Below are 13,166 nucleotides of genomic sequence, written 5' to 3' on the forward strand. Positions count from 1 at the left end.
GATCCGTTCGAAGTGGGCGTAGTCTTCTGCACAAGTGGTTCAGAGAATCTGTTCTGCACCGTATGTGAGACCGTCGCACTGATGTCGGTGGTCTCTCCTACGGTGGAGAACAAGCCGAAGAGCCATTACGCCTTGTCGGAGAGTTGCTCCCAACCGGGAGCGCCGCGACAGCCTACAGGCGGCATCACGCGCGCAGAAGGAGCACATCATGCCATCACCCGCCGACCGCGAGAAGTCCCTCGAGACCGCCCTCGCCCAGATCGACCGCCAGTTCGGAAAGGGCTCGGTTATGCGACTGGGCAGCGATGAGCGGGCACCCGTGGCCGTCATTCCCACCGGCTCCATCGCCCTCGATGTCGCCCTCGGCGTCGGAGGACTGCCGCGTGGTCGAATCGTAGAGATCTACGGACCGGAATCCTCGGGTAAGACGACTCTCACCCTGCACGCGATCGCCAACGCCCAGCGCGCTGGCGGCATCGCGGCCTTCATCGACGCGGAGCACGCGCTCGACCCCGACTATGCCGCCAAGCTGGGCGTCGACATCGATGCGCTGCTGGTGTCGCAGCCCGACACCGGAGAGCAGGCGCTCGAGATCGCCGACATGCTGGTGCGCTCGGGAGCGATCGACCTCATCGTGATCGACTCCGTTGCAGCGCTCGTCCCGCGTGCCGAGATCGAGGGCGAGATGGGCGATTCGCACGTGGGTCTGCAGGCGCGACTCATGTCGCAGGCCCTTCGTAAGCTCACCGGTGGTCTGAACCAGACCAACACCACCATGATCTTCATCAACCAGCTGCGCGAGAAGATCGGTGTCTTCTTCGGTTCCCCCGAGACCACCGCTGGTGGTAAGGCTCTGAAGTTCTACGCCTCGGTCCGCATGGACATCCGCCGTATCGAGACGCTGAAGGACGGAACCGACGCCGTGGGTAACCGCACCAGGGTCAAGGTCGTGAAGAACAAGATGGCGCCGCCGTTCAAGCAGGCGGAGTTCGACATCCTCTACGGTGTCGGCATCTCCCGTGAGGGAAGCCTGATCGATTTCGGCGTCGAGCATGCGATCGTCAAGAAGTCGGGTTCCTGGTACACCTATGACGGTGATCAGCTGGGTCAGGGCAAGGAGAACGCTCGCACGTTCCTGCTCAACAACCCCGACATCGCCCTGGCGATCGAGACGCAGATCAAGCAGAAGCTCGGCATCGGCGGTCCGGCTGGTGTCCCGGCAGCAGCCGACGAGCTCGCTGAGCGTCGTCCGGCCTGATGAACGACTCGCGTGGGGGCGATCCGGACCGGATCGCCCCCATCATCCCCCTCTTCGGCGGATCGTCGAAGAGTTCTCGCCAGACGCCTTCCTCACAGGCCTCGGAGGATGGCAGTACAACGTCGCCGAGCGGTGACGGCGCGGCTACCTGGCGGACGACCTGGGATCATCCGCCCGCTGGACGTGCGTCGGTCGTCGACGCCGACGCGGGAACTCCCAGCAACCGTCACCCGGCTCGTGGGCGCAGGAATCGCTCCGGCGACTCACACGCTCACCCCTCGCAGTCCGCTCCGCGTCTCCGCGCGATCGACGCGACGGAGGGAGAGGGCTCCTCTCAGGACGAGCCGTCGCCCGAGGAGACCCGCGCCACGGCGGAGGAGTCGCTCGTAAGGAAGCTGCGAGCACGGTCGTTGTCGATCGCGGAAGCCCGGCAGGTGTTGAGGGGGGTCGGACTCGACAGCGAGACGATCAGCGATGTGATCGAAGATTTCTGCCGTCGTGGCTACCTCGACGATGCCGCTCTCGCCGGCGTGCTCGTGCGATCGGGGGTGGAGCGGAAGGGGCAGGGGAGAGTCGCCCTGTCTCGCTCACTCTCGCAGCGCGGGATTCCCCGTGACGTCATCGAGACTGCGCTCGACGAGCTTCCGGACGACGATGATGAACGCGCGTTGGAGTTCGCTCGGACCAAGGCGCGGTCGATGAGTCGGCTCGATCCCGACGCAGCACTTCGCCGTCTGGTGGGTCAGCTCTCGCGTCGTGGATATAACGGAGCTGTCTCGATGAAGGCAGCGAAAGCCGCTCTCCGTGAGGCCTCCTTCGGCGGGGCGACCTCGGGGGTGCGGTTCGTCGATTCCGACTGAGCCGACGACGCCGCTTCGGCCAGGAAACGGCTCGTACAATGGGGTGATCATGACTATCCCGCGCAGCGAACCGACGATCATCGGCGCGTCGTCGGCAGCCGTCGACGCCGACGGACGACAGCGATCGTATGAAGTGCGCACCTTCGGGTGCCAGATGAACGTGCACGACTCCGAGAGACTCTCGGGTTCCTTGGAGAGCGCCGGCTATGTCCGAGCACTCGACGGTGCAGAAGCCGACGTGGTGATCATCAACACCTGCGCGGTCCGCGACAACGCCGCGGGCAAGCTCTACGGCACGCTCGGACACCTCGCATCCGTCAAGCGGCGTAAGGACGGGATGCAGATCGCCGTCGGCGGCTGCCTCGCGCAGATGGACAAGCAGGCTGTGCTCGACAAGGCGCCGTGGGTGGACGTCGTGTTCGGCACTCACAACATGGGCTCCCTTCCCGGATTGCTCGAGCGCGCGCGCCACAACGGTGACGCTGAACTCGAGATCCTCGAGTCGCTCGAAGTGTTCCCCTCCACGTTGCCCACGAAGCGAGACTCGGCTCACAGCGGTTGGGTGTCGATCTCGGTCGGCTGCAATAACACCTGCACGTTCTGCATCGTGCCGAGTCTGCGGGGCAAGGAGAAGGATCGCCGTCCCGGCGACATCCTGAACGAGATCCGTCTTCTGGTCGACGACGGTGCGATCGAGGTGACGCTCCTCGGGCAGAACGTGAACTCCTACGGTGTGGAGTTCGGTGATCGACAGGCTTTCGGCAAGCTGCTGCGCGCGGCCGGTGAGATCGAAGGTCTCGAGCGCATCCGGTTCACGAGCCCGCACCCCGCAGCCTTCACGGACGATGTGATCGACGCCATGGCCGAAACGTCGAATGTGATGCCGCAGCTGCACATGCCGCTGCAGTCGGGGAGCGACCGCATCCTCAAGGCGATGCGGCGTTCCTACCGCAGCGAGCGGTTCCTCGGAATCCTCGATCGAGTTCGTGCTCGCATCCCGAACGCCGCGATCACCACCGACATCATCGTCGGCTTCCCCGGGGAGACCGAGGAGGACTTCGAAGACACCATGCGTGTGGTCGAGCAGGCTCGTTTCTCCAGCGCCTTCACCTTCCAGTACTCGATCCGCGAGGGCACACCCGCAGCGACCATGGAGGACCAGGTCCCCAAGGAGATCGTCCAGGCGCGTTACAACCGTCTGATCGCCCTTCAGGAGCGCATCTCGCTGGAGGAGAACCAGAAGCAGGTGGGTCGGGAGATCGAGGTTCTCGTCTCCACAGGAGAGGGCAAGAAGGACACCGAGACCCACCGGCTCACGGGCCGCGCGGAGGACAACAGGCTTGTCCACTTCGAGGTGACGCCGGGGTCCGACCTTCCTCGTCCAGGAGATGTCGTCACCGTGACGGTGACGCATGGAGCCCCGTTCCACCTCCTGGCGGACGATCCGACGGGAGCGCCTCTCAAGATCCGTCGCACCCGCGGCGGTGACGCGTGGGATCGGTCGCAGTCCGAGTCGTGCGCGGTTCCTGCACCGAGCGCCAGCGGTGAGAAGAAGGCCGTGTCGCTCGGCTTGCCGACACTGCGCGTCGGAGTGTGACCGGACCACGCCTCTGGGCGATCGTCGGCGCGACGGGCACCGGGAAGAGCGACCTCGCGATAGAGCTGGCTGAAGCACTGCGGGCCAGAGGGAATCAGGCCGAGATCGTGAACGCCGACGCCATGCAGCTCTACCGCGGGATGGACATCGGCACCGCGAAGGTGTCGTCGGCGGAACGACGCGGAATTCCGCATCACCTCTTCGACGTTCTGGATGTCGATGAGGATGCGGCCGTCGCCTGGTACCAGCCCCGGGCGCGCGCCGTGGTCGAGGACATACACCGGCGCGGAGGAGACGCGATCCTCGTCGGAGGTTCCGGCCTGTACGTGTCGAGCGTCGTCTACGACTTCCGCTTCCCGCCGCGAGACGCCGCGCTGCGCGAGCGCCTGGAACAGGAGTTCGAGACGCTGGGGGCCGCGACCATGCTCGAGCGGCTTCGCGGCCTGGACCCCGAAGCGGCCGACCGCGTCGATCCGCGCAATCCGCGTCGCGTCATCCGCGCTCTTGAGGTGCTCGAGCAGGGGAGCGCCACCCACGGTGCTGCGCTCCCCGACGCACCCGTGCTCTGGCACCCGCAGTCGCGCCTGATCGGGTTGCGCGTCGATCGCCCCGCACTGGTGGAGCGCCTCGACGCCAGGGTCGAGCGCATGTGGGCTGACGGCCTGCTGGACGAGGTCGCCGAGCTCCGTTCCCGTGGGCTCGAACGTGGAGGAACAGCGCCGCGTGCCATCGGCTACGCGCAGGCACTGTCTCAGCTCGACGGACGCCTCACCCAAGACGAAGCCATCGCGCACACCCAGGCGCTCACGCGACGCTACGCTCGTCGTCAGGTGTCCTGGTTCAAGCGGTACCCCGAGCTCGAATGGTGGGATGCACCCGCCGAGGCCGCTGCGGTCCTCGTCTCCTGACCCGCCATGTCGGTGGCCGTCGACATCGGCGATCCCGGATGTCGGTGGTCCCTGGGACGCTCGATGGATGACGACTCACTTCTACACCTCATCCAGCCTCGACGGATTCATCGCCACCGACGAGCATTCGCTGGACTGGCTGCTCACGCAGGACGTCGACCAAGACGGACCGATGGCCTACACGGGTTTCGAGCGGAACATCGGGGCGCTGGCCATGGGCTCGTCGACGTATGAATGGGTGATGCGCCACGAAGAGGGGCGCTGGGGGTACACCCAGCCCACGTGGGTGTTCACGCACCGTGAACTCGATCTTCCCGCGGGTGCCGATGTGCGGCTGACTCAGGACGACGTCCGGACCGTGCATTCCCGGATGGTGGAGGCTGCAGGCGGCAAGGACCTCTGGGTCGTGGGCGGGGGAGACCTGGCCGGCCAGTTCGCCGACGCCGGGGTGCTCGACGAGGTCTGGGTGCAGTATGCCCCCGTCACGCTCGGTTCCGGAGCTCCCTTGCTTCCGCGCAGGCTCGACCTCGAGCTGCTGGAGGTGGCGCGCAATCGCAACTTCCTCTGCGGGCGCTATCGGGTCGCTCGCGACGGACAGGCGTGACGGGGCTGCGTCTCACGATCCCTAGACTGGGACTATGGTCGCATTCACCAAGGGGCACGGCACGGGCAACGATTTCATCATCATCGCCGATCCGGATGCCGAGCTTGACCTCACCGTCGAGCAGGTCGCTGTGCTGTGCGACCGGCACTTCGGTATCGGCGCGGATGGAATCCTTCGCGTCGTGAAGTCCTCGGCCATCTCCGAGGGCGCGGCGGCGCTCGAGGAGGAGCCGCAGGCGGAGTGGTTCATGGACTACCGCAATGCAGACGGATCGATCGCCGAGATGTGCGGGAACGGCGTTCGCGTCTTCGCGCACTACCTCGTGCGCTCGGGCCTCGCGACGATCGAACCCGGCTCCACACTGCCGATCGGAACACGGGCGGGTGTGCGCGACGTCACACGCAGCGCGACCGGCTACCAGGTCGATCTCGGGCGCTGGAAGCTCTCCGGGGATGACCCGCTGGTGCGTGTCGACGGCCTGTCCGTCACTCGGCCGGGACTCGGCATCGATGTCGGCAACCCGCATGTCGTAGTAGCCCTCGCGTCCGAGGCTGAGCTCGCGTCGCTCGAGCTGCACAGGGCTCCCGGCCTCGACCCGCTGCTCCCCGAGGGCGCGAACATCGAGTTCGTGGTTCCCGGCGAGCCGCTCGTTCGCGACGGGATCGGGCACGTGAGCATGCGGGTCTTCGAGCGTGGCGTGGGGGAGACCCTCAGCTGTGGCACGGGCGTCGCCGCGACAGCACTCGCGGTTCGACACTGGGCAGGAGCGAACGCTCCGAGCAACTGGCAGGTCGAGGTGCCGGGAGGCACGCTGGGGGTACGCATGTTCCCCGCGGAGGACGGCGAGCACGTCGCCCTGTCGGGTCCGGCGCAACTCGTGTTCCAGGGTGAGGTCGACCTCGTCTGAGCGGTCGATCGGCAGCTCGAGCGGATGGCGTGGGTATCGCTCCGCTCAGCCCGGTCTGCTCAGCTGAGGAGAATCGGCTCCGTCGGCGGGTTTCCGTGCTTTCGCACCTTGAGGATGCGGTAGCCCTTGCCCGTGGCGGTTCGGAACACGCTGTAGCCGGGGTGGAAGGTCGATCCGATCCAGCGCTGCAGGGAATCGGCGCCGAGGTTGCGCTGCACCACGAGCCAGGCATCGCTGCGCTCGTCGAGGCGCGGGATCCACCGCTCGAGAAGCCCATGGAGCTCGTTCTTGCCGACGCGGATCGGAGGATTCGAGCGAATCGTGCGGAACGACACGTGCTCGGGAACATCCTCGGGGAGTGATGCGTTGACATTGGTGAGCCCGAGAGCTGCCGCGTTGCGACGCACGAGGTCGAGGGCCCGCTCATTGACGTCGACGGCCCAGACCGTCGCGTGGGGAGCTGACAGCGCCATCGACAGCGTCACCGGACCCCAGCCGCTGCCGAGGTCGAGAAGATCGCCGCCCGGCGGAACCGGGGGCATGTTGGCGAGGAGCACTGCAGTGCCGGCGTCGAGACGGTCTGGACTGAACACACCACCGGCGGTGGTGACCTCCAGCTCTCGACCCGCGAGCGAGACGCGGATCCGCCGAAGGTTCTCGGGGCTTGCCGGGGCCGCAGTGAAGTAGTGATCTGACCCCATACGGTGAGCGTACCGGACAGCGCGGGCTAAGGTTAAGGCTCGCAACGAAACCCAGAGACAAGGAACGGATGACGGAGACCACCACCCCCTCCACCGACGACCAGACGGTCGATCGTGTGCTCGCGAACGCAGAGAAGCGCTCGGACGTCCGCAGGTTCGGCGCCGCGCAGGCGCTGCAGGATGAATCGACCGCATCGCACGGGAGCACGGATGGCGCTCAGTGGGATCTGGAGGATCGTCACGCGCTTCGGCGCGTCGGAGGCCTCTCGACGGAACTCGAGGACGTCACCGAGGTCGAGTACCGGCAGTTGCGGCTCGAGAACGTCGTCCTCGTGGGTGTCTACCCCCAGGGAGCCCAGGAGGACGCGGAGAACTCCCTTCGAGAACTCGCCGCCCTCGCCGAGACGGCCGGCGCCGTCGTGCTCGACGGCGTGCTGCAGCGTCGTCCGCACCCTGATGCCGCAACCTATCTCGGTAGGGGCAAGGCGCAGGAGCTCAAGGACATCGTCGCCGCGGTCGGAGCCGACACGGTCATCGCCGACACCGAACTCGCGCCCAGTCAGCGGCGTGCGCTCGAAGACGTCGTGAAGGTCAAGGTGATCGACCGCACGACGGTGATCCTCGACATCTTCAGCCAGCACGCGAAGAGCCGTGAGGGCAAGGCTCAGGTCGAGCTCGCTCAGCTCGAGTACCTGCTCCCACGCCTGCGTGGGTGGGGCGACTCGATGAGCCGTCAGGCCGGCGGCCAGGTGGGCGCGGGCGGTGCCGGTATGGGCTCACGCGGTCCTGGTGAGACGAAGATCGAGCTCGATCGTCGACGCATCCGCACCAAGATGGCGCTGCTCAGACGACAGATCCGTGACTTCGGTCCCGCCAGGGATGCCAAGCGCGCCGAGCGCAAGCGCAATACCATTCCGTCCGTCGCCATCGCCGGATACACGAACGCCGGCAAGTCCAGTCTCCTCAACGCTCTCACGAGCGCCGGCGTCCTGGTCGAGAACGCGCTGTTCGCGACGCTGGACGCCACCGTCCGCAGGACGGAGACCGAAGACGGCCGTGTCTACACGCTGACCGATACGGTCGGGTTCGTCCGCAATCTCCCCCATCAGCTCGTCGAAGCGTTCCGCTCGACTCTGGAGGAGGTCGGCGAGGCCGACGTCGTGCTCCACGTGGTCGACGGCTCGCACCCCGATCCTGCGGGGCAGCTGCAGACGGTGCGTGACGTCCTCGGCGACGTGGGCGTCAGAGACCTGCCGGAGATCGTCGTCTTCAACAAGGCCGACCTGATCACGGAGGATGAACGTCTCGTCCTCCGTGGCCTGCAACCTCACGCTCACTTCGTGTCGTCGAGGTCGGGCGAGGGGATCGCAGAGTTGCGGGCAGCGGTCGAAGCAGCGTTGCCGAAGCCCGCGGTCGAGGTGGAAGCGGTGATTCCGTACGATCGTGGCGACCTCGTCGCATCGATCCACGAGTCGGGCATGCTGCTCTCCGTGGAGCACCGCGAGGACGGCACGGCCGTGCATGCGCGTGTCTCGGAGCGCTTGGCTGCGGAGCTCGCGCCCTTCGTCGCACAGATCTGATCGGTCAGCGGGCGAGGAATCTGGCCTCGACGGTGGCGGAGATCACGATCTCCTCCGGCTCATACTCCATGGCGGGTGCGGAGTCGGCGGCGAAGGCCGCGGCTCCTCGGGCCCTGAGCATCGGAGCACCGGGCGCGGGTTGCCCGCTGGAGATGAGACCGACGTCAGCGATCTCCAGCGGGGTGACCTCATCCAGGCCGAGCGCTCCGGCGTAGGCCTCGGCGCGGGTGACAGCCACGCCGACGGCCGATGCGGCGACATCACGTTCCACCTGCGTGCGCGTCTCCGGGGTCAGATGCCAGTCCACCCAGCCGACCTCGACGCCGTCCCAGGCTGACACGTCGGAGACCCAGAGGGAGAGCTCCGAGGCCTCGGCGAACGTCGCCGTGAAGTCGATGCTCGCGTAGTACACGGGATCGAGCCTTGTGCCCTCGCTGCTCCAGGGACGTTCGGCCCGAACGGAGATGCGCTTGCTCGACCAGTCGACCACGGTGCCGGCATCCGATCGATCGCTGATGCTGCGGCGCACAGGGTCTGCGAGCCGCAGTGCGCTCTCGACGACGTCGGTTCGTTCGGAGCCGTCGGTGCGAACGCTCACGTTGACGGTGGCGCGCTCGGGCGCCACTCGCGCCTCGTGCTCGCCGCGGACGGTGACGGTGACTTCGCTGCTCATGGGGCGACTCTACGCCAGCCCTCGGTGCCACAGGGGAATGGCGCAGCGGCGGAGAACGTTGTAGTCTGTGATGCTCGGGTGGTCGCCGCCCGAGATGGTAATTCCACAGTGTGACAGCGGCTCCTTCGAGAGAAGGACCACGGGGCTGATCGGTTTCGACAGCGCCTGTGAATCCACGAGAAGCGGGCCGAGGATGCAGAGTTATCTCGTAAACGCTCTCTGCAAAAAAATAGTTGCCGAAACCAAGCGCAACGACTTCGCCCTCGCTGCATAAGCGAGCCCGATAGTCCGTCAGGCCGTATGTGATTCCGATACGGATCCTGGCGTCATCTAGGAATCTTGCTGCGTGATGGCGTCTGGACGTCACGTGGGACTCTTCCCAGGCTGGGCTCGTCGACTTAGGTGTCTGTGACAAAGGTCGGAGCCGAGCAGAACGTCTTCACAGACTGCGCCCGGAGAAGGCGTGGAGACTCAGCGTTGGACGGGGGTTCGATTCCCCCCAGCTCCACCAGGTCGCTGTCACAGGAATGAGGCCCGCCTCCCCTTGGAAACAAGGGGAGGTGGGCCTCTTCGCGTCTATATTGAGGTCTGTGGACACCACTGCTTCTGCACGCCCGGCCGGCCTTTCCGAAACCGAGGTCGCGGAGCGGGTGGCCGCGGGCAAGACGAACGCGTTCGTCGCGGACACCAGTCGCAGCGCGTGGAGCATCGTGCGCGCGAACGTCTTCACCCTCTTCAACGGCATCGTGTTCGCCTGCTTCTTCGTGCTGTTCCTGGTCGGAAGGTGGCAGGACGCTCTCTTCGGTCTGGCGGCCTTCGCGAACGCGATCATCGGCTGCGTCCAGGAGTTCCGAGCGAAGTCGGCTCTGGATCGTCTGGCCCTGATGAACGCTCCGCGCGCACTGGTCCTGCGCGACGACGACGAGCGGGAGATCGCACCGGGAGAGGTGGTGCTCGACGACGTGCTCGTGCTCAGAGCGGGCGAGCAGGTCCCGGCCGACGCGCGGGTCTTCACCTCGCGCGGCCTGCAGATCGACGAGTCGATGCTCACCGGCGAATCGGACCCCGTGGAGAAGCAGCCCGGCGACGATGCGCTGTCCGGCGCCGTGGTCGTCGCCGGGGAGGGGACGGCCATCGCCACGCGGGTGGGCGCTGACTCGTATGCGAATCACTTCGCCGGAGAGGCCAAGAGATTCTCCCTGGTCTCCAGCGAGCTTCGCACGTCGGTCAATCGGGTCCTGAAATGGGTGAGTTGGATCATCGGCCCCGTCGGCCTGCTGGTACTGAACGCCCAGATCCTCGTCCTCGGTGGGTATTCGAGGGTGTTCTCGACCGATGCCTGGGTGCAGGCCGTCGTCAACACGATCGCCTCCCTGACGGCGATGATCCCGCTCGGCCTCGTGCTCATGACGAGCATCGCCTTCGCCGTCGGCGCGTCGAGACTGGCGCGCAGGCAGGTGCTCGTGAACGAGCTGCCGGCGGTGGAGGGTCTCGCGCGCGTGGATGTCGTCTGCCTCGACAAGACGGGCACACTCACGGTGGGGGAGATCGGCTTCGATGCGGCGCATTCTCTCGGCGATGCCGCGGCGGAGCTGACCGACGACGCGGCGGCTGCCTTGGCCTGGTATGCGGCGTCTCCCGACGCCAACGCGACGGCGCGGTCGATGCGGGTGGCCTATCCGGTCGCGTCACCGCTCGCGGTCTCGGGGTACATCCCTTTCTCGTCCGCGCGGAAGTGGAGCGCCGTGTCGTTCGACGGCATCTCAGGCACCTGGGTGATGGGAGCGCCGGAGATGGTGTTCGGCGACGAGGTCACGTCACCGCGCACAGAGCTCGGGCGCATGGTGACCGGCCTCGCGGAGACAGGGCGGCGCACGCTGGTGCTCGGCCACGCGGACTCGGCGCTCTCGTCGGCCGACATCGACTCCGAGCAGCTCCCCGGCGGACTCCGGCCCGCCATGGTGCTCACCTTCAGTGAACAGGTTCGCCCCGATGCCGCACAGACCCTCGAGTACTTCGGACGCCAACAGGTCGGCATCCGCATCATCTCGGGCGACAATCCCCGCACGGTCGCCGCCATCGCCCGCGAAGTCGGTCTCGATGTGGCCGACGGGTTCGACGCCAGGGAGCTGCCCGAGGACGACACGGAGCTCGCCGACGTGCTCGACCGGCATACGGTCTTCGGCCGCGTCACACCGGAACAGAAGAAGCGGATGGTCGTCGCGCTGCAGAGCCACGGACACACCGTCGCGATGACCGGTGACGGCGTCAACGACGCTCTGGCGATCAAAGCCGCCGACATCGGAATCGCGATGAACTCGGGGTCACCGGCGACGAAGGCCGTGGCGAGACTGGTGCTGCTCGACGGGCAGTTCTCGCACCTGCCGGATGTCGTCGCCGAAGGACGTCAGGTCATCGCGAACATCGAGCGCGTGTCGATGCTGTTCCTGAACAAGACCGTGTACGCGACGCTGCTCGCGATCATCTTCGGAGTGTTCGTCCTCGAGTTCCCGTTCCTGCCGCGCCAGCTCTCCATCACCGACGGTCTCACGATCGGCATTCCCGCCTTCTTCCTCGCGCTCATGCCGAACGCTGCCCGCTACCAGCCGGGCTTCCTCCGACGTTCGCTGAGCTTCGCGATACCCTCAGGCGTCGTCGTCGCGCTGGGACTGACCTGGTACACGTTCGTCGCCCGCGGGCTCGGGGCGCACGAGGAGCAATTGCGCACCGGAGCCACTGTGATCCTCGCCGTCGTCGGCATCTGGGTGCTGGCCGTCCTCTCACGTCCGCTCAACCGGTTCAAGGTGGCTGTCGTGGGTGCGATGTTCGTCCTGCTCGTCGCGGTCTTCACGATTCCGCTCGCCCGACAGTTCTTCGTGCTCGTCGATCCCGGCGCGGAGCTCGCGGTCGCGCTCACCGGGATCACGATCACGATGGTGTTGGCGATCGAGGCGGTCCGGTTGCTGCATCGTCGTCTCGTGCTGTCCCCGGCGTCGAGTTCCACCCTCGGTGCGGCGATGCATGCACCCTCGTCGTCCGATACCGCTCCTTCCGGCGTCGCAACCGTGATCACGACGGTGGTCGCCGTCCTCGCCTACGGCTCCGGGCTGCTGGCGACGGCCCTTGGCATCCTCGTGTTCCTGGGGCGTTACGACCCGGATGCGAGCACCTCCGCCTTCTCGCTCACCGGAGCCGCGATAGCGCTGTTCGGCTTGCTCATCCTGGCCGTCGCCGCCGGCGTCCGCCGAGGAAGCGGACTCTCCCGCCTCATGCTCACGATCTTCCTCGGCCTCGCCGTCGCGCTCAGCAGCGTGGTGCTCGTGTGGGGAGACCGCTGGGACTGGGGCGCCGCACTCACTGCAGTGGTCGCTACCGGCATCATCGTGCTCCTGTGGACGCCGCCCGTCTCGCGGACGTTCGGCCGTGTTCTCGAGAGCTCGATGGGGTCGCCGGTTCGCTGAAGCGTCTTCAGCGCGGCCATTCGATGAGGATGAGTCCCTGCCGAGTGTCGGCGAGCCGAACCCAACCGTCCCCGAACAGGTACGTCATCCCGTAGCCGTCTTCGTCGGTACCCATCGCGTACTGCGCATCCTCTGTGAAGTAGACGCCGTCGGGGCCGTCTTCTCGCTTCCACCCCTCGGCGAGCAGAGCGGCCTGGGCCGTCGCGGCGTCCGCATCGTCGATCGCCGACCAGCCGTAGAGCTGTCCGTGATCCGAACCGACGGAGTAGTCGGCCCAGAAGCAGAGCAGTCCTTCGGTCAGCTCGACGCCGCCGGCGACGAACTCCTTCGTCTCGGCGGTCCAACCGGCATCAGCGAGGGCGGTGACGGTGCCATCGGAGATCATCGACTCGCAGGTGAGCTCCTCTCCGGCGGGCCGCGGCGTCGGCGTCGGCGACGAGGCCGGTGCGGGAGACTGCGACGGGCCCGGATCGACGGCTTCAGGCGTCGACGAGGGGCCGGGGTCAGGCGCGGCGCAGGCAGTGAGCGCTGCGACGAGCAGCAGGATGCCCGCGCCGGCGGACAGGATGCGGGGATTCATCGCGGGGCCTCGTCGTTCTCGTCAGGGCTGCAAGCCG

General features: G+C 66.7%; 11 protein-coding genes and 1 other RNA gene. 9 read left to right on the forward strand and 3 right to left on the reverse strand.

All coding sequences use genetic code 11. From position 1 onward, the window contains the following. Positions 1–208: 208 nt before the first annotated feature. From recA to dapF, 6 genes are all read left to right on the forward strand, one after another. Entirely contained in the window at positions 209–1,258 is a 1,050-nt protein-coding gene (gene recA, locus RN51_RS16380; RefSeq protein WP_045265104.1) for a recombinase RecA, read from the forward strand. Beyond that, positions 1,258–2,118, forward strand: a complete 861-nt coding sequence (locus RN51_RS16385) for a regulatory protein RecX (RefSeq protein WP_045265105.1) — start codon at positions 1,258–1,260, stop codon at positions 2,116–2,118. The genes recA and RN51_RS16385 overlap by 1 nt, the downstream gene beginning before the upstream one ends. Positions 2,119–2,167: 49 nt before the next feature. Next, positions 2,168–3,715, forward strand: a complete 1,548-nt coding sequence (gene miaB, locus RN51_RS16390) for a tRNA (N6-isopentenyl adenosine(37)-C2)-methylthiotransferase MiaB (RefSeq protein WP_045265372.1) — start codon at positions 2,168–2,170, stop codon at positions 3,713–3,715. Further along, entirely contained in the window at positions 3,712–4,623 is a 912-nt protein-coding gene (gene miaA, locus RN51_RS16395) for a tRNA (adenosine(37)-N6)-dimethylallyltransferase MiaA (RefSeq protein WP_045265106.1), read from the forward strand. The genes miaB and miaA overlap by 4 nt, the downstream gene beginning before the upstream one ends. A 67-nt stretch (positions 4,624–4,690) precedes the next feature. Next, positions 4,691–5,227 carry a dihydrofolate reductase family protein gene (locus RN51_RS16400; protein ID WP_045265107.1) on the forward strand — a complete coding sequence of 179 codons (537 nt, stop codon included), beginning with the start codon at positions 4,691–4,693 and terminating at the stop codon, positions 5,225–5,227. Between the two features lie 34 nt (positions 5,228–5,261). Beyond that, positions 5,262–6,134, forward strand: a complete 873-nt coding sequence (dapF, locus tag RN51_RS16405; protein WP_045265108.1) for a diaminopimelate epimerase — start codon at positions 5,262–5,264, stop codon at positions 6,132–6,134. Between the two features lie 59 nt (positions 6,135–6,193). Here the strand turns inward: dapF and RN51_RS16410 are convergent, their stop codons facing one another. After that, positions 6,194–6,835, reverse strand: coding sequence for a class I SAM-dependent methyltransferase (locus tag RN51_RS16410; protein WP_045265109.1), 642 nt, complete (start codon positions 6,833–6,835; stop codon positions 6,194–6,196). Between the two features lie 68 nt (positions 6,836–6,903). Here RN51_RS16410 and hflX point away from each other — a divergent pair, with 68 nt between their 5' ends. Then, positions 6,904–8,415: a GTPase HflX gene (gene hflX, locus RN51_RS16415; RefSeq protein WP_045265110.1), complete on the forward strand. Its 1,512-nt coding sequence runs from the start codon at positions 6,904–6,906 to the stop codon at positions 8,413–8,415. A gap of 4 nt (positions 8,416–8,419) precedes the next feature. On the opposite strand, the gene RN51_RS16420 is transcribed toward hflX, so the two are convergent. Continuing rightward, the gene (locus RN51_RS16420) at positions 8,420–9,088 is read right to left on the reverse strand and encodes an SIMPL domain-containing protein (protein ID WP_045265111.1); all 669 of its coding nucleotides are present in this window, start codon (positions 9,086–9,088) and stop codon (positions 8,420–8,422) included. A gap of 141 nt (positions 9,089–9,229) precedes the next feature. On the opposite strand from RN51_RS16420, the gene ssrA reads away from it, so the two are divergent. Together ssrA and RN51_RS16425 are read left to right on the forward strand one after the other, a co-directional pair. Beyond that, positions 9,230–9,599: a transfer-messenger RNA gene (gene ssrA, locus RN51_RS18290) on the forward strand. 79 nt (positions 9,600–9,678) lie between these two features. Next, complete coding sequence (locus RN51_RS16425) at positions 9,679–12,549, forward strand: HAD-IC family P-type ATPase (protein WP_231579332.1); 2,871 nt, start codon at positions 9,679–9,681, stop codon at positions 12,547–12,549. 7 nt (positions 12,550–12,556) lie between these two features. On the opposite strand, the gene RN51_RS16430 is transcribed toward RN51_RS16425, so the two are convergent. Next, complete coding sequence (locus RN51_RS16430) at positions 12,557–13,129, reverse strand: hypothetical protein (protein WP_045265112.1); 573 nt, start codon at positions 13,127–13,129, stop codon at positions 12,557–12,559. Between the last annotated feature and the right edge of the window lie 37 nt (positions 13,130–13,166).

The organism is Microbacterium oxydans (assembly GCF_000956405.1).
GTDB classification, from domain to species: Bacteria; Actinomycetota; Actinomycetes; order Actinomycetales; family Microbacteriaceae; genus Microbacterium; species Microbacterium oxydans_C.